The sequence below is a fragment of the Saccharopolyspora kobensis genome (genome assembly GCF_900108315.1).
Lineage (GTDB): Bacteria > Actinomycetota > Actinomycetes > Mycobacteriales > Pseudonocardiaceae > Saccharopolyspora > Saccharopolyspora kobensis.
The window spans coordinates 80,555-96,309 of the sequence record NZ_FNVB01000011.1 but is presented as its reverse complement, the minus strand read 5'-3'; the positions used below and the strand labels follow the sequence as shown (position 1 = coordinate 96,309).

Below are 15,755 nucleotides of genomic sequence, written 5' to 3'. Positions count from 1 at the left end.
CCCGGCTAGAGCCCTTACTCGTCGGTAACAAGAGGGTATTACCTGACGGTAACTTCTGCCAAGGCGGTCTTCGCTACACCACCCGGGAGGGCCAGCAGATCACCGCTGCCGCGGGATCAGCAGGTAGCTGAGCTCGGCGAGGACGCGCGTGTTGTGCGCATAGGCGCGCTTGACCTCGGCCACGATCCGATCCTCCTCCGCGGCGCTCCAGCCCGCAGTGTCCAGCAGGGTGCGGTAGGCGTCCTTGAAGCGCGGGCCGTTCGGGATCCGCTCGAAGGTCAGGAACGTGAAACCGGCACCGTCCGAGCGGCCGAGGCTCCGGCCCACGATCGCCCGGATCGCCTGACCGCCGGAGAGATCGGCCAGGTAGCGCGTGTAGTGGTGCGCGACGAAACCGCCCGGCCAGTCGAAGCAGACCTCGCGCATCCGCGCCAGGTACTCCTCGGTGGCGGCGCTGGGCGCGATCTTGCGCCGCCAGCCGCGGCCGAAGTAGTGCTGGAGATCGGCCTCCAGCGCGGGCAGCCGCCGCAGGCGGTCGCTGACGAAGGGACCGGCGACGAGGTCGCCGCGCATGTGCTCGGCGGCCGCCTCCAGCACCGCGTAGGCGAAGTAGTGCTGGGCGAGCAGCATCGCGAAGTCCTCGGCCCCGAGCTGACCGGCCAGCAGGGCCCGGACGTAGGGCTGGCGGTGCGCGCGGCCGTGCTCGGCGCGGGTCTCCGCGCGCAGCCGCTGCGCGAAGTCGCGGCGGACCGGACGTTCGGTGGTCGTCATCGGCAACCCCTTACTTAGGCAAGCCTTACTTAACTTCACTCACCCTAGATCGCGGTGCCGGCGCTGCCAAGGGCCGGTTTCCGGTGATCTCTGCTTCACCCGGGCGGACGCGGCAGAATCCGGCTTGACCCTCACGTCGCGTGAGGCCCCAGGCTCGTCGACGAGGAGGTGAGGACCGTGCCCCACTCGGTCGGCGAAGCAGCGCGGATCTCCGGAACGACGGTGCGCACCCTGCACCACTACGACGAGATCGGACTGCTCACCCCGAGCGCCCGGACGGCCGCGGGCTACCGCAGCTACTCCGACGCGGACCTGGACCGGCTGCGCCGGATCCTCGGGTACCGGGCGATGGACCTCGGCCTCGACGAGATCGCGACCATCCTCGCCGACGGCACCGACCGCGAACACCTGCGGCGGCAACGCGAACTGCTGCTGGCGCGGATCGACCGGCTGCAGCGGGTGGTCGCGGCAGTGGAACGCGAACTGGAGGCGAGCACGATGGGCGTCGAGCTGACGCAGGAGGAGAAGTTCGAGCTGTTCGGCGATTTCGACCCGGACGACCACGCCGAGGAGGCCGAGCGGCGCTGGGGCGGCACCGACGCGTACCGCCAGTCCCAGCAGCGGATGAGCTCCTTCACCAAGCAGGACTGGCAGCGCTTCATGGCCGAGCAGCAGGAAGTCGGGCAGCGGCTCGCACAGGCCAAGCAGGCCGGGGTGGCACCGGACAGCGAGCAGGCCATGGACCTCGCGGAGGAGCACCGCCGGCACATCACGCGCTGGTGCTACGACTGCACGTACGAGATCCACCGCGGCCTCGGCGACATGTACGTGGCGGACGAGCGCTTCACGGATCACTACGAGAAGCTCGAACCGGGCCTGGCGGCCTACATCCGCACGGCGATCCACGCCAACGCCGACCGAGCCGGCGAGTAGCTCCCCACAACGCCAACGAAAGCAGGCACACCTCCGGTGCGTCCAACACCCGACACCCCGGAAGACGCGATCAGAACCCCGTGGGGCCGTGGGGACCTGTGCAATTTCAATGGAAATCGCACGTCTGATTTCAATGGAAATCGCACGACCACCCGACGGAATCCCACGGGCACCCGACGCACCACCGGCGTGTCGGGTGCCCGACGCGCCGAAGGACCGCAATTTCAATTGAAATCAGCAGGTTGATTTCAATTGAAATTGCGCGGCGGAGCCATCGCGGCGCAGCTCCGCGGGCCGTGCCCGAGTACCGTTCGGGCACAGGTCGAGATCGTGCGGGAGGGTTCATGGGGTCCGCTTTCCCCGCCGAGCTGCGCCCGGCCCGCAGGCCCCGGACGCGTCCGCCGTGGGACGTGCTCGCCGCGGTCGCCGCGGGTGGCGCCACCGGCTCGGTGCTGCGCTACGGCGCCTACCTGGCCTGGCCCGGCCCGCTGTCGACCTTCGTGGTCAACGTGGTCGGCTGCCTGGCCATCGGCGTGCTGATGTTCGTGATCACCGACCTGGTCACCGCGCACCGGCTGGTCCGGCCGTTCCTGGGTGTCGGCGTGCTGGGCGGGTTCACCACGTTCTCCACCTACGTCGCCGACGCGGTGCACCTGGTGCTCGACGGCCGTGCCGCGCTCGCCCTGGCCTACCTCGCGGGCACCGTGCTGTCCTGCTTGCTCGCGGTGGCCGTCGGCGTGCTCGGCGCGCGGTCGGTGGCCGGTGCGCTCGGGAGGGGGAATCGCTGATGCGGCTGCACGGCCATGCCGTCCGGCTCACCGCGATCTTCGGTGAGACCGACACCTACCAGCACAAACCGCTCTACCACGAGATCGTGCGCAGGGCGCGGAAAGCCGGGCTGGCGGGAGCTTCGGTGTTCCGCGGCGTGGAGGGCTTCGGCGCCTCCTCGGCGATCCACACCACGCGGCTGCTGTCGTTGAGCGAGGACATGCCGATCGCGGTGGTGATCGTCGACGACGAGCAGCGGGTGCGGGACTTCCTGCCCGAGCTCGACGAGCTGGTCACCGAGGGACTGGTGCTGCTCGACGAGGTCGAGGTGATCCGCTACGCCGGACGGGAGCAGCGGTGACCTTCGCACTGGTCGCGATCGGCGGCGCCCTGGGCGCCTGCTTGCGCTTCCTCACCGATCGCTGGGTCCAGGCCCGGCACGACACCGGCTTCCCGTGGGGCACCTTGACGGTCAACGCGGTCGGTTCCCTGATCCTCGGCGTCCTCACCGGCGCAGCGCTGTTCGGCCTGGAGTCGCCGGAGTTGCAGGCGCTGGTGGGCGTCGGGTTCTGCGGGGCGCTGACGACCTTCAGCACCTTCGGCTACGAGAGCGTGCGCCTGCTCGCCGACGGCGCGCGGCTGTACGCGGTGCTCAACGTGCTCGGGACGGTGCTGGCCGGCATCGGTTCCGGAGTGGTCGGCGTGGTGCTGGCCGCCGCGGTGCTGGCCTGATCGCGCTGCCCCGCCGCGACACCGGCGGGAGAATCGGGGACACCCGCGGGAGGTGGATCCGATGAGCGACACCACGATCATCAAGGTGGACGGCGCGCACTCGCCACGCGGCACGCAGGGCCAGTACTACCTCGCCGAAGGCGTCGGCTTGGCGATGCGGCTGTGGCGCGGTGAGCCGCCCGGCTTGGAGAAGGAATCAGCCGCCAGGGACTACGAGACCGTCGGCTACGTGATCAGCGGCCGCGCGGAGCTGCACAGCGAAGGCCAGGTCGTGCTGCTGCAGCCCGGGGACTCGTGGATCATCCCGAAGGGCGCCGAGCATCACTACAAGATCCTGGAGGAGTTCACCGCCGTGGAGGCCACGCACCCGCCGGCCCAGGTCCACGGCCGGGACGAGAAACCCGCGTGATGGTGGAGGTCGAAACCGTCGAGACCGCATCGCTGGGCGCCCGCAGCTACCTGGTCTGCGACGACGGGCGAGCGGTGGTGATCGACCCGGCCCGCGATGTGGACCGCTTCCTGGCCGCCGCGGGGCGTCGCGGAGTCCGCATCACGCACGTGCTCGACACCCACCTGCACCACGACCACCTCTCCGGCGGTGTGGAGCTGTCCCGGCTGACCGGCGCGGAGTACGGGGTCGCGGCGGCCGACCAGGTGCCTCACGCGCGGCCGCTGGTGGAGGGCGACGTGCTGGAGGTGTCGCCGCAGCTGCGGCTGCGCGTGCTGGCCACGCCCGGGCACACCTTCCACCACCTGGCCTACGTGCTGGAGAACGCCGACGGCGCGATCGGCGTCTTCACCGGCGACTCGCTGCTTTCCGGCTCGACCGGGCGAACCGATCTGCTCGGCCCGCAGCACAGCGAGGACCTCGCCCGGCTGCAGCACGCCTCGGTGCGCAAGCTCGCCGAGCTCCTGCCCGGTGCGGCTCAGGTCTGGCCGGCGCACGGCGACAGCGCGACCATCGGCCAGCAGCTGAAGGTCAACGCCGCGTTCCACCTCGACGAGGACGCCTTCGTCGATCAAGCCCTGACCTCGCTGGATCCCGTTCCCGGCTACTACGCGCAGCTGAGCGCCCGGAACCAGGCCGGGCCGGAACCGGTCGACCTGCGCGAACCGATCCGGCTGCGGCCTGCGGAGCTGGCCCGGCGGTTGCGCACCGGGGAATGGGTGATCGACCTGCGCTCCCGCCGGGAGTTCTCCCGGGCGCACCTGGCGGGCGCGATCTGCCTGGGCCTGGACGGGCCGCTGGCGCACTGGCTGGGCTGGCTGGCCGACTGGTCCTCGCCGATGACCCTGCTGGGCGAGACGGCCGAGCAGGTAGCCGCCGCGCAGCGCGAGCTGGCGCGCATCGGCCTGGACCGCACGACCGCCGCGGTCGGCACCCCGGAGGAGCTCGCACCGGACCCGAGCCTGGTGCGCGGCCTGCCGTCGGCGACCTTCGCCGATCTCGCCGAGGCAGGGCCGGGAACGGTGGTGCTGGACGTGCGGATGCGCCGCGAGTGGCGCGGCTGTCACCTGCGCGGTGCCGTGCACATCCCGCTGTTCGAGCTGCGCGACCGCTCCAGCGAACCGCCCGACGGCGTGGTGTGGGTGCACTGCAGCACCGGCTACCGCGCCGCGGTCGCGGCATCGCTGCTGGCCAGGGAAGGGCGCGAAGTGGTGTTCGTCGACGAGGACTTCACCGCCGCGCACCGGACCGGCCTCCCGCTGGCCTCCGATCGCTGAAAACGTCTGATCGGCCGAGCACGTCCGACGCGCTGCTCACCGCGTCGGCTGCGGCGTGCTCCGGACGTCCCTCATCGGGTGAACCCGGGTGGTAGCGGGCCTACACTCGGACACGACGTACTTCCGGTGAGTGCGGGTGGTCCCGCGATGGCAACCCGACGGGTGGGCAGGATTCCCGACGACCTGACGAGCTTCGTCGGTCGGCGCGGAGCGATCACGCAGGTCAAACGGCTGCTGTCGAGCTCACGACTGGTGACTCTCACCGGGGTGCCCGGAGTCGGCAAGTCGCGGCTGGCCACCCGCGTCGCGCGAGATCTGCGCCGCGCCTTCCCCGACGGCATCCGGCTGGTGGAGCTCTCCGAGATACCCGCGCACGGCGACCTCGCGCAGGTGCTGGTCAGCAGCCTCGGCCTGCGCGGAGCCCCACCCGGTGCGGCCGAGGACCTGCTCGCCGAGCGCCTGGCCGACAAGCGGATGCTGATCGTGCTGGACGGCTGCGAGCACCTGCTCGACGAGTGCGGACCGCTGGTCAACGGGCTGCTGACGACCGCTCCCGAACTGCGCGTCCTGGTCACCTCGCGGGCGCCGCTGGCCATCGCCGGTGAGCAGGTGTGGTCGGTGCCGCCGCTGCTGATGCCGCAGCTCGACGAGCAGGGCCGGGTGGTGCGGCGGGCCGTCGGGCACGAGGCGCTGGAGCTGTTCGCCGACCGGGCGTCGGCGGTGCTGCCGGGCTTCACCATCGGGCCGGACAACGAAGCCGACGTGGTCCGCCTGTGCCACCAGCTGGACGGGCTGCCGCTGGCGATCGAGCTGGCCGCGGTGTGGATGCGGTCGCTGTCGGTGTCGGAGGTCCTGGCCCGGCTGACCGACCGGTACCGGCTGCTGACCTGGGGCGATCGCAGCGCATCACCGCACCACCAGTCGCTGCGGGCGGCGGTGGAGTGGAGCTACGACCTGTGCTCGCCGGTGGAGCAGTCCGTGTGGGCGCGGCTGTCGGTGTTCGCGCACGGCTTCGAGCTGGAGGCCGCCGAGGCGGTGTGCGTCGGCGACGGCGTGACCGTGGAGGACGTCTTCGTCGGGGTGGCCGGGCTGGTCGAGAAGTCCGTGCTGGTCAAGGAGGACCCGCAGCACGCGCGCACCCGCTACCGGCTGCTGCGGACGATCCGGGAGTACGGCCGCGAGCGGCTCGGCGGCGGCACCAAGGAACTGGTGCTGCGCCGCCGCCACCGCGATCACTTCCTGCTGCTGGCCGAACGCGTCGACGCCGAGTGGCTCGGGCCGGACCAGGTGGAGTGGCTGGCGCGGCTGCGGCTGGACCGGGAGAACCTGCGCGGTGCGCTGCGGTTCTGCTGCACCGAACCCGGTGAAGCCGACGAGGCCCTGCGCATGGCGGCGGCCCTGCGGTTCTTCTGGCTCGCGGGCGGAACTCCCGGGGAAGCCGTCTCCTGGCTGGGCGAGGCCTTGCAGGTCTCCCCCGAACCGAGCCCGCAGCGGGCCCGCGCGCTGCTGGTGGACGCGCTGATCACCGGCTGGCAGGGGGATTCCGGTGCGGCGCTGGACCTGCTGGCCGAGGGCCAGGAGGTGGCCCGCCAGGTGCGGGCGGAGGCGGTGCTGGGCCTGGTCCCGCACATCGCCGGGCTCATCGACATGGTCCGCGACCGGCACGAGGCCGCGATGGAGTGGTTCGCCGAAGCGCTGGAGCAGGAGGAGGTCATGCTCCACGACGGACTCGCGATGCTCAGCATGGCGAGCCTGGCGTCGTTGCACGTCTTCCACGGCGACCTCCCGCGCGCGCTCGACCTGTGCCGGCGGTGCCGGGAGATCTGCGCGGAGCACGGCGAGAAGTGGGCGCGGTCGTGGTGCGAGCTGGTGCTCGGGCTCGTCCGCTGGCAGCAGGGCGACCTCGACGCCGCCGTGTCCCACCTGCACGAATGCCTGCGGACCAAGCAGCTCTTCGGCGATGTGCCCGGCGTGCTGCTGGCCGTCGAGATCGAGTCCTGGGTGGCCGCGGGGCAGGGCCGGGCCGCCCGGGCCGCGCAGCTGAGCGCCGCGGTGAGCCGGCTGTGGCAGCCGATGGGCAGCTACCTGTTCGGCCTGCGCCCGTACCTGGCCTGGCACGCCGAGACCGAAGCGCGGATCCGCAACGCGCTGCCCACCGCGGATTTGCGCACCGCGCGACGCCGGGGCGCTGAGTCCACATTGGACGAAGTGCTCCGGTTCGCGCTGGGCGAGCGGCACTCGGCGCCTGCGATGGACACCTCGGTGCGGCTGACACCGCGCGAGCGCGAGGTGGCGGGGCTGGTGGCGCAGGGCCTGTCGAACCGGCAGATCGCCGAGCAGCTGGTGATCTCCAAGCGGACCTCGGACAGCCACATCGAGCACATCATGGCCAAGCTCGGCGTCACCTCGCGCGCGCAGATCGCGGTGTGGGTCGCCGAGCAGGCTTGAGGGAGCCCGTCCGACGAGCGTTCAAGCAGCCGCGCGCGGAGTGGTCAGCATGGCCCGCCGGGTCGCGGAGCAGACCACCTGGTGCGCGGGTGCCGAGAGGCCGAGGCGCGGTGGGGTGATCCAGCGCGAGTCGGTCAGCGGCGGCACTTCGAGCCGGGTGCCGTTCGGGATGGTCGTGAGCTCGGTCAGGTCGACCGGCGTCTCAGCGTCCGGCTCGGGCTGGGTGAACAGCACCCAGTCCGATCCGTCGGCGAGCACCGGGCCGGCCTGCAGGTGCACGGCCAGCACTCGGTGCACGTGGGCGGCGAAGGCGGCGGGCGCGCGGAGTGCGCTCACCCGGTCGCCGACGAGGATCGTGGTTCGGTCGGTGCGCGGGTCGTGATCGACCCGCCAGCCCGCTGCGTGGAATTCGGAATGGCTGGACATGGGGCGGTTCGAGGGCCTTCTGGTATCGGGGGACGGGGGACGCCGCGGTGGGGTTCAGCGAGGCGGGTGGCGGCGGCGCCGTTGCCGCCTGTCGGACGGGTGGCACCCACCTCGCTGACGGGAGGCCGGACCGATGAGCAGCTTTGGGGCAGGTGCTCTCGGCCGGTCGCCGGAACCTCCTCCCTTTTGCGGCTGTGCCCGCAGTCCGCTCCACCGCTCCGGCCGGGTGGGCCGGAGCCGGGGCGGCGGAGTCGCTTCCGGGGCTGCCGGGCAGGTCCTTCGCGGTGGTGCGCCACCGCTGGAGCGGTGCCGCGTCCGCGCCGGACGCAGCGGAAGCATGGACCAATGGCCCTGGTGCCCGAAGCGGGACAAGTACCGACGGCCATACCGATGCCCCCACGAACTTCACCCGATAGGGGGTCCCGACACACGTGCAGAACCCTGCTTGCGCTACCCGGGTTCCTCGTGCTCCGTCCTTACTCTCGACGGTGATCCGCACACCTGAGCGAAGAGGAGCACCCCATGCGCACCGTTTTCATCCACGGCGAGGCCGACCGGTTCGACGCCTCCCGCGAGGAGCTGATCGCCCGGTTCGGCCGCAGCCGCCCCGAGCTGGACGCCGCCGAGCTGCTCGACCAGCTGCTGACCGACAAGTTCGCCAGGGACGGCTTGCTGGCCTGGTGGTCCGAGGAGGAGCTGGCCAGGTTCCTGGTGGCGGTGGTGCCGCGCCGGTCGGTGCTGGCGGACTGGTCGCTGGCGCCGGACTTCCTGCACCAGTGGATCGGCTTCCTCGCCGAGAACGACCTGCTGACCGGCCCGAACACGGTCTCCGAGCTGCACGAGGCGGTGGAGCGGGCCACCCCGGACTACCTGATCGCGATGGCCGAACCGGCCGAGTGGAGCTCGGCGAAGTTCTGGTCGATCACGATGCGGGAGCTCGGCGTGGACACCGACGACCAGCAGGCCGTGGCGGAGTTCTTCGCCGCGGTGGACGCCGACGAGGTCGACGTGGACCACGACGTGCTGGAGGAGATCGAGCGCCGCGAAGCGCTGGAGCCGGGCGATCAGCCCGCGCTGTGGTTGCCACCGGTGGAGCTCGCCGAGCTCGAACCGCACCGAGCGATAGCGGCGGGATCGCCGGTGGTGCAGCTGATCCACATCGTGCTGGAGTGGATCGGCGACGGCCGCGATCCGTCCGATGTGGACGATCTGGTGACGGCGCTGGGCGGTCACGCCGAGGACGCCGACCTGCTGCTGGAGTGGGCCGAACGGGCCGGTCTGGTCCGCTCCGCCGGAGACCTGCTGGTGCGCACCCTGATCGCGGACCCGCTGCTGGCCCGGCCGGAGCTGCTGTGGAGCCGGTTGTGGCAGCGGTTCGTGCTGGTGGACGACGTCTTCCGGGAGCGGTTGGACGTGCTGTCCGAGGGCGCCGACGCGCTGCCGGAGATCGTGCAGGCGGCGTTGAGCGTGCTGTACGCGCGGACCGACGCGGTGCCGCTGGAGCTGATCGTGTCGATGACCTGCGACCTGCTCGACGAGGCGGAGCCCGCGGCGCAGGAGGCGGTGCGCGATGTCGTCGGCCAGGTGCTCGCCCAGTGGGAGTCGATGCAGGCGGTCCGCACGCACACCGCCGCGCCGGGCGAGGTCGAGGTCGAGCTGCTGCCAGCGGGCCTGTGGGCGGCGCGGGAGTCGTTGCGCGCCTTCGGTTTCCGGGTTCCCTCGGTGGACGACCTGGCGGCCGCCCCAGCGGAGCTGCTGACCCTGGCCCTCACCGACACTCCCGTCGACGTGCAGCCGGTGTTGATCGGGCGGTGGATCGAGCAGCGGGGCGCCCGGCAGGCGAGCGGTGAGCTGACGGCCCTGCTGCGCCGGGTCGACGACCCGACGGTCCGGCTGTCGGCGCTGGCCGTCCTGGAGCACACCGGAGCGGAGGGCGTGGCTGCGGCGCGCGATCTGATCGACGACCCGGTGGCGGGCCCGGCGGCGCGCGTGTGGCTGCAGGCCAGGCCGTCGAGCACCGATGCCGCGCTCCGGCCGGGCGACGAGCTGCTGTGCGCGCTGGACGGCATGGCCGCCGCGCTGGACGAGGACATCGAGCTGTTCCTCACCGAGTTCGGCAGGCATCCGGCGTCCGACCAGCTGTCCTTGATCACCGAGATCGCCGGCAGCGAGCACTCCAGCGCAACCGAAGTGCTCGCCGTCATCGCCGAGCACCACCCCGAGGAGGTGATCGCGACGGCGGCACGCACCGGGCTGGGCGCCTGATGGCCGGGCTGGCCGCCTCGTCCGTCGAAGCGGCCAGCCACGCACAACACCGAGAGGAGGTATCACCCACCGCGGCCAGCACCGTCAGCCTTGCCCCGAGCCAGGCGCATTTCAGCTGGTCGGCCCCTTGCGCAGGTGAGCCCGCTCATGTTCGTTTGGTGTGCTAATCAAATATTGTTAGCATTGCAAACGAAACTACTTCCTGCTGCGAGGAGTGTCGGCCGATGAGCGCCGGGCATGACGTTCGGTTTCTCGATGTGTTCAAGGGGCAGCCCAAAGCGGTGTGGATCACCGCTTTCGCCGCCGTGATCGCGTTCATGGGCATCGGGCTCGTCGACCCGATCCTGCTCTCGATCGCCGAAGCGCTGCGCGCCGGCCCCGAGCAGGTCACGCTGCTGTTCTCGTCCTACCTGGGCGTGCAGGTCGTGGCGATGCTCATCACCGGCGCCTTCAGCGCCCGCTTCGGCCCGAAGCGGACCGTGGTCACCGGGCTGGTGCTGATCGTGGTCGCCACGGTGCTGTGCGCGCTCGCCGGCTCGATCGGCGAGCTCGTCGCGCTGCGCGCCGTGTGGGGCCTGGGCAACGCGTTCTTCATCGCCACCGCGCTGTCGGTGATCGTCGGCGCCGCCAGCGGCGGCCAAGGCGCCGCCATCATGCTCTACGAGGCGGCGCTGGGCATCGGCCTGTCCACCGGGCCGCTGCTGGGCGCGCTGCTGGGCAACATCTCCTGGCGCGGGCCGTTCGCCGGGACCGCGGTGCTGATGGCGATCGCGCTGATCCTGTCCGCCGGCTTCCTGCCGAAGGACGGCCCCCGCTCCGAGCGGGCCAAGGTCCGGCTGCTGGACCCGATCCGCGCGCTCGGTCACGGCGGCCTGCTGCGGACCGCGCTGGGATCGGCCTTCTACACCGCCGCGTTCTTCATCGTGCTGGCCTGGTCGCCGTTCGTCCTGGAGTTCGGCGCGATCGCGGTCGGCCTGGTGTTCTTCGGGTGGGGCCTGTGCGTCGCCTTCGCCGGGGTGTTCCTGGCGCCGCGGCTGGCGGCCCGCTTCGGCGAGGTCGGCGGCACCATCATCGCGGTGCTGTCCTTCGCCGTCCTGCTCGGCGCGATGGCCGTCGGGTCCAAGCCGGTGGTCGTCGTCGCGGTGATCCTCAGCGGTCTGGCCTCCGGCCTGCTGAACACCCTGTTCACCGGATCCGCGATGAGCATCAGCGACGCGCCGCGCCCGGTCGCCAGCGCGGGCTACAACTTCCTGCGCTGGCTCGGCGGTGCGGTCGCGGCCACCGTGGTCGGGCACATCGCCACCCTCTTCGGCTCGAATCACGCGCCGTTCGCCGTGGGCGCTGTGCTGTGCGTGATCGCGGCCGGCCTGCTCTCCCTGGAACTGCGCAGCAAGGGCGACGCCCACCAGGTCCCGGCCGAAGCCGCCCTGGTCGGCGAGGAGTTCTGAGAAATCCACCCCGGACGGACCGTTCGCCTCGCCCGACGAGGTGAGCGGTCCGTTCGCCATTCCGGCGGGCGAGCGCGCACCGAGCAACCAACCGTCGGGAATTCACCTGTTTTTCCCAGATCTCTTGCTATTCGTTCACCTTGGCATACGCTCCAAGCCGTTTCTCGAACTGCTTGGAGGTACCGGTGCCACCACAGCCGGACGAACGTCGACTCCTGCCACTGCTCTCCACCGGCCGGGCGCGCTTGACCTGCCGGTACCGCTGCGGAGACCAGTGCGCCGAGCACCCGCCGAACACCACGGACAATCCGTACTTCGGCGACCTGCTGGCCACCGCGCTGAACCGGCGCGGCCTGCTGCGGGCGGGTGCGGTGGTCGCGGCATCGGCCGCCGTGCTCCCCGGGCTCGGCACCCGCCCGGCCGTTGCCGAGCCCGGCCCGCCTCCAGGCCTGGACTTCACCCCGGTGCAGCCGAACAGCGCGGACGCGGTGGTCGTCCCGGACGGCTACCAGCACGACATCGTGATCCGCTGGGGCGATCCGATCCTGCCCGGCGCCCCGGAATTCGACTTCGACGCCCAGACTCCGGAGGCGCAGGAAGCCCAGTTCGGCTACAACAACGACTTCTGCGCCCTGCTCCCGCTCAACGGCAAGCGGCGGCTGATGGTGAACAACCACGAGTACACCACCGAGGAGTTCCTCTTCCGCGGCTACGACCCGGAGAACCCCACCGAGCAGCAGGTGCGGATCGCGTGGGCGGCGCACGGGTTGTCCGTGGTGGTGCTCGAAACCGGTGACGGCGCACCGAAACCCGTGCTGGACCGGCTCAACCGCCGGATCACCCTCAACACGCCGTTCGAGCTGCGCGGGCCGGCCGCGGGCAGCGACCACCTGAAGACCCCCGCCGATCCGACCGGCACCCGGTCCTTCGGCACCATGAACAACTGCTCCGGCGGCGTGACGCCGTGGGGCACGATCCTCTCCGGCGAGGAGAACATCCACTTCTACTTCGCCAACGCCGACCAGGTCACCGACCCGGCCACCCAGCAGCGCCTGGCCCGCTACGGGATCAAGGGCGCCGCCAGCGAGCGCAAGTGGGAGCGCTTCGACTCCCGCTGGGACCTCACCGAGCAGGTCAACGAGCCGAACCGGTTCGGCTGGATCATCGAGCTCGACCCGTACGACCCGGAGTCGACGCCGGTCAAGCACACCGCGCTCGGCCGGTTCAAGCACGAGGGCGCGAACATCCGCCTCACCGACGACGGCCGAGCCGTCGCCTACATGGGCGACGACGAGAAGTTCGAGTACCTCTACCGCTTCGTCTCCGACGGCAAGATGAAGCGCGGCGCCAGCGCGCACGCGCGCAGGCACAACATGTCGCTGCTGGACTCCGGCACGCTCTACGTCGCCAAGCTCACCGGCGACAGCCCCGGTGAGATCGACGGCACCGGCAAGCTCCCGGCCGACGGCGAGTTCGACGGCACCGGCGAGTGGATCCCGTTGGCGCACAACGACACCAGCTTCGTGGACGGGATGACCGCCGAGGAGGTCTACGTCTTCACCCGGCTGGCCGCCGACCGGGTCGGCGCGACGAAGATGGACCGCCCCGAGGACGTCGAACCGCACCCGAAGACCGGCCGCGTCTACGCCGCGCTGACCAACAACTCCGACCGCGGCCCGGACGGCAAGGCGCCCGCCGACGAGCCGAACCCGCGCACCGCCAACAAGCACGGCCAGGTCCTGGAGCTCGACGACGACCCGGTGGGCGACCGCTTCTCCTGGCGCCTGCTGCTGGTCTGCGGTGACCCGGACGATCCCGCGACCTACTTCGGCGGTTTCGACAAGTCCCAGGTCAGCCCGATCTCCTGCCCGGACAACGTGACCTTCGACGGCCACGGCAACCTCTGGATCAGCACGGACTCCTCGGAAGCCCTCGGCGCCAACGACGGCCTCTACGCGGTCCCGCTGGAAGGCCCGCACCGAGGCCACGTGATGCAGTTCCTGTCCGTGCCCCGCGGCGCGGAGGCCTGCGGCCCGATCGTCGAGGACGGCCTGATCATGGTCTCCGCCCAGCACCCCGGCGAAGTGGACGGCGCGAACGCGGACAACCCCGTTTCCCACTGGCCCGACGGCGGGAACTCCCAGCCCCGCCCCTCCGTGGTAGCCGTCTGGCGCTGACCCAGCGAGGTGAAGGGCATCTTGGAGCCGACTGGTGGCTCGAAGGTGCCCTTCACCGCTCACCTGGTGGCGCACCGGGCACGCGGTGATCATCCACATAGGACTCCCTCGGGGCCGGACGTGCGATTGACCGCCCGTGCGAACTGTTCTCGATATCAGCGGCCGGGTCGGAACTCGGTGCCGCGGCCGCGCGTCCCACCGCTCGACGCGCCGACCTTCCCGGTCGGCCCGAGAGTGAGGCGAGGAATGTTCCCCGATTGGTTGACCGCTGGCCTGACCTTCCCGGACGGCGGGCTGGTGGAGCACCTGACCACGGCCACCGAACTCGTTCCGGACGAGGTGCGCCACGACAGCGGGCAGGCCGCCGAACTGGCCGACTGCATCGCCGACGGCTACTACCACTTCTGGATGGACGCGCTGCACTACATCGGGCACTGGGCCGACGAGGTCGGCCGGGACGACGAGCTGCCGACCGAGTTCTGGACGCGCGTGGTGCAAGCAGCGAGCGCCATGGAGTTCCCGCAGTTCGTCCCGTACTGCCTCGGCAAGGCCCAGGGCTTCCCCCGCCAGGACCCGGGCGACCTGATGGCGGCGTTCAGCACGCTGCCCTCCGTCGTCGAGGTCCCGGGCGGCCTGCGCGAACTCTGCCTGGAGGCGGCCGACCACCTGCGCGAGGACGACCCGGCGGCAGCGCGGATGCTCGATGCGGTGGACCTGGGAGCACTGTCCGCGCACCTGCGCGACGGCGCGTACGACCGGCTCGGCGAGGCCCTGAGCGAACTGTTCTCGGACGCTTTCGACGACCTGTTCCAGCTGGTCACAGCCCCGGAATTCCCGGCGGAGCAGGCGAAGCACGCCTGGGCGGTGATCGGCCCGAACCCGTTCCGGGTGGTCCTCGGCGACGGGATGTTCCCGACCACCGAAGCCGAGCCCTGGTGGCGCGCCCGCTGAGCGGTCACCGGCCCAGCAGCCGGGCGAGCGGGCCCCTGACATCGGCGGGGTGCAGGTTCAGTCCGTCGAGCTCCTCAGCGGTCGCCCACGCCAGTTCGAAGCTGTTGTCCGCGCTGTGCGCTTGAGCCTCCGAGCCGGACAGGACCGCCGTTCCGCTGACGTCCGCCATGAGGAAGTACGAGGCCGGGCGCCCGTTGTGGTTCCCGGTCCACAGCAACCGGTCGATCCGCGCCCGCAGCGTCGTCTCCTCGGCCAGCTCGCGCACCGCCGCCGCTTCCGCCGTCTCCCCGTCCTCGACGTGCCCGCCGGGCAAGACCGCGTAGCGGTGCCCGGGACAGCTCGGTGTCCGAGCGTTCCCGCACATCGCGCACGCCGCGGCCGACTCGCGCCGCACGTAGCGCTTGATGACCAGAGCACGCCGCCCGTCGAGGACCACGGCAACCGCACGCGGAATCAGCACGTCTCCGATCCTGGCGGGGCTCCGGGCGGTTCCCAAGCGCCCATCGGTGTCGACTTCCAGCGCCGCTACCTCGGAGAACAGCGCCGCGAAGATTTTTTCGAAAAAGTTCCGCGGTTCGTGTCGATCCGGGCCGGTCTTCTTCGACGCATGGGTGAAAGCGCCTCAAGAGCCCCGGAGAGGACACCAGCCATGAGCATCCAGACCGCCCCCAAGACCACCGCCCCCAAGACCGCCACCGTCGCCGCCAACGCCGACCGCACCCGCCCGATCGTGCTCGGGCTCTTCCGCATCGTGATGGGATTCCTGTTCCTCTGCCACGGCCTGCAGGGATTCGGCTTCTTCGGCGGCATCGACGGCGCGGGCCTGGCGATGGCCTTCGGCGAGTGGCCGGGCTGGTGGGCCAGCCTGATCGAGGTCGTCGGCTCCGCCTGCGTGCTGGCCGGTTTCGGCACCCGCACCGCGGCTTTCCTGCTCTCCGGCGTGATGGCCTACGCCTACTTCGTCTACCACGCCCCGATGGCCCTGATGCCGATGCACAACGGCGGCGAGCCGGCGGCCATGTACTCCTGGATCTTCCTGCTCCTCGCCGCCTTCGGCCCCGGCGCCTTCGCCCTCCGCCGCTGACCAGCCGAAGGGCACCGCGTGAGCCGG

Annotated in this window: 15 protein-coding genes; 12 read left to right on the top strand and 3 right to left on the bottom strand. The window is 71.2% G+C overall.

What is annotated here, in order from left to right; genetic code table 11:
• Window positions 1-99: 99 nt before the first annotated feature.
• On the bottom strand, window positions 100-771 hold the full coding sequence (locus tag C4T78_RS31630; protein ID WP_093350338.1) for a biliverdin-producing heme oxygenase: 672 nt from the start codon (window positions 769-771) through the stop codon (window positions 100-102).
• A 177-nt stretch (window positions 772-948) separates the two neighbouring features.
• Here C4T78_RS31630 and C4T78_RS31625 point away from each other — a divergent pair, with 177 nt between their 5' ends.
• The 7 genes from C4T78_RS31625 (at window position 949) to C4T78_RS31595 (ending at window position 7,377) form a co-directional block, all read left to right on the top strand.
• Window positions 949-1,704 carry a MerR family transcriptional regulator gene (locus C4T78_RS31625; protein ID WP_093350341.1) on the top strand — a complete coding sequence of 252 codons (756 nt, stop codon included), beginning with the start codon at window positions 949-951 and terminating at the stop codon, window positions 1,702-1,704.
• A gap of 344 nt (window positions 1,705-2,048) precedes the next feature.
• The gene (locus C4T78_RS31620; protein WP_093350344.1) at window positions 2,049-2,492 is read left to right on the top strand and encodes a fluoride efflux transporter FluC; all 444 of its coding nucleotides are present in this window, start codon (window positions 2,049-2,051) and stop codon (window positions 2,490-2,492) included.
• On the top strand, window positions 2,492-2,833 hold the full coding sequence (locus C4T78_RS31615; RefSeq protein WP_218161553.1) for a DUF190 domain-containing protein: 342 nt from the start codon (window positions 2,492-2,494) through the stop codon (window positions 2,831-2,833). Before C4T78_RS31620 ends, C4T78_RS31615 begins: the two co-directional genes overlap by 1 nt.
• Window positions 2,830-3,204, top strand: coding sequence for a fluoride efflux transporter CrcB (crcB, locus tag C4T78_RS31610; RefSeq protein WP_093350348.1), 375 nt, complete (start codon window positions 2,830-2,832; stop codon window positions 3,202-3,204). Before C4T78_RS31615 ends, crcB begins: the two co-directional genes overlap by 4 nt.
• A gap of 61 nt (window positions 3,205-3,265) precedes the next feature.
• Entirely contained in the window at window positions 3,266-3,613 is a 348-nt protein-coding gene (locus C4T78_RS31605) for a cupin domain-containing protein (RefSeq protein ID WP_093350351.1), read from the top strand.
• Window positions 3,613-4,929: a rhodanese-like domain-containing protein gene (locus tag C4T78_RS31600; protein WP_093351113.1), complete on the top strand. Its 1,317-nt coding sequence runs from the start codon at window positions 3,613-3,615 to the stop codon at window positions 4,927-4,929. The genes C4T78_RS31605 and C4T78_RS31600 overlap by 1 nt, the downstream gene beginning before the upstream one ends.
• A 147-nt stretch (window positions 4,930-5,076) precedes the next feature.
• Window positions 5,077-7,377, top strand: a complete 2,301-nt coding sequence (locus C4T78_RS31595; RefSeq protein ID WP_235863404.1) for a LuxR C-terminal-related transcriptional regulator — start codon at window positions 5,077-5,079, stop codon at window positions 7,375-7,377.
• A gap of 21 nt (window positions 7,378-7,398) precedes the next feature.
• Here C4T78_RS31595 and C4T78_RS31590 read toward each other — a convergent pair whose 3' ends face one another.
• Window positions 7,399-7,803, bottom strand: a complete 405-nt coding sequence (locus C4T78_RS31590) for a hypothetical protein (protein WP_093350357.1) — start codon at window positions 7,801-7,803, stop codon at window positions 7,399-7,401.
• Between the two features lie 522 nt (window positions 7,804-8,325).
• On the opposite strand from C4T78_RS31590, the gene C4T78_RS31585 reads away from it, so the two are divergent.
• The 4 genes from C4T78_RS31585 to C4T78_RS31570 all read left to right on the top strand — a co-directional run bounded on the left by C4T78_RS31585 (window position 8,326) and on the right by C4T78_RS31570 (window position 14,644).
• Entirely contained in the window at window positions 8,326-10,068 is a 1,743-nt protein-coding gene (locus C4T78_RS31585; RefSeq protein WP_093350360.1) for a hypothetical protein, read from the top strand.
• Between the two features lie 224 nt (window positions 10,069-10,292).
• Window positions 10,293-11,516: an MFS transporter gene (locus C4T78_RS31580; RefSeq protein ID WP_093350363.1), complete on the top strand. Its 1,224-nt coding sequence runs from the start codon at window positions 10,293-10,295 to the stop codon at window positions 11,514-11,516.
• Between the two features lie 185 nt (window positions 11,517-11,701).
• Window positions 11,702-13,693: a PhoX family protein gene (locus tag C4T78_RS31575; protein WP_093350366.1), complete on the top strand. Its 1,992-nt coding sequence runs from the start codon at window positions 11,702-11,704 to the stop codon at window positions 13,691-13,693.
• Window positions 13,694-13,954: 261 nt separating this feature from the next.
• The gene (locus tag C4T78_RS31570) at window positions 13,955-14,644 is read left to right on the top strand and encodes a hypothetical protein (protein ID WP_093350369.1); all 690 of its coding nucleotides are present in this window, start codon (window positions 13,955-13,957) and stop codon (window positions 14,642-14,644) included.
• A 4-nt stretch (window positions 14,645-14,648) separates the two neighbouring features.
• Here the strand turns inward: C4T78_RS31570 and C4T78_RS31565 are convergent, their stop codons facing one another.
• On the bottom strand, window positions 14,649-15,104 hold the full coding sequence (locus C4T78_RS31565) for an NUDIX domain-containing protein (protein WP_093350371.1): 456 nt from the start codon (window positions 15,102-15,104) through the stop codon (window positions 14,649-14,651).
• 189 nt (window positions 15,105-15,293) lie between these two features.
• Between C4T78_RS31565 and C4T78_RS31560 the strand changes: the two genes are divergently transcribed.
• Window positions 15,294-15,728 carry a DoxX family protein gene (locus C4T78_RS31560; RefSeq protein WP_093350374.1) on the top strand — a complete coding sequence of 145 codons (435 nt, stop codon included), beginning with the start codon at window positions 15,294-15,296 and terminating at the stop codon, window positions 15,726-15,728.
• The last annotated feature ends 27 nt before the right edge of the window (window positions 15,729-15,755 follow it).

Coding starts and splice junctions, on each gene's coding strand:
- C4T78_RS31595 (WP_235863404.1), top strand. CDS start 5,077: ATGGCAACCCGACGGGTGGGCAGGATTCCCGACGACCTGACGAGCTTC.
- C4T78_RS31620 (WP_093350344.1), top strand. CDS start 2,049: ATGGGGTCCGCTTTCCCCGCCGAGCTGCGCCCGGCCCGCAGGCCCCGG.
- C4T78_RS31585 (WP_093350360.1), top strand. CDS start 8,326: ATGCGCACCGTTTTCATCCACGGCGAGGCCGACCGGTTCGACGCCTCC.
- C4T78_RS31605 (WP_093350351.1), top strand. CDS start 3,266: ATGAGCGACACCACGATCATCAAGGTGGACGGCGCGCACTCGCCACGC.
- C4T78_RS31615 (WP_218161553.1), top strand. CDS start 2,492: ATGCGGCTGCACGGCCATGCCGTCCGGCTCACCGCGATCTTCGGTGAG.
- C4T78_RS31560 (WP_093350374.1), top strand. CDS start 15,294: ATGAGCATCCAGACCGCCCCCAAGACCACCGCCCCCAAGACCGCCACC.
- C4T78_RS31630 (WP_093350338.1), bottom strand. CDS start 771: ATGACGACCACCGAACGTCCGGTCCGCCGCGACTTCGCGCAGCGGCTG.
- C4T78_RS31590 (WP_093350357.1), bottom strand. CDS start 7,803: ATGTCCAGCCATTCCGAATTCCACGCAGCGGGCTGGCGGGTCGATCAC.
- C4T78_RS31600 (WP_093351113.1), top strand. CDS start 3,613: ATGGTGGAGGTCGAAACCGTCGAGACCGCATCGCTGGGCGCCCGCAGC.
- C4T78_RS31580 (WP_093350363.1), top strand. CDS start 10,293: ATGAGCGCCGGGCATGACGTTCGGTTTCTCGATGTGTTCAAGGGGCAG.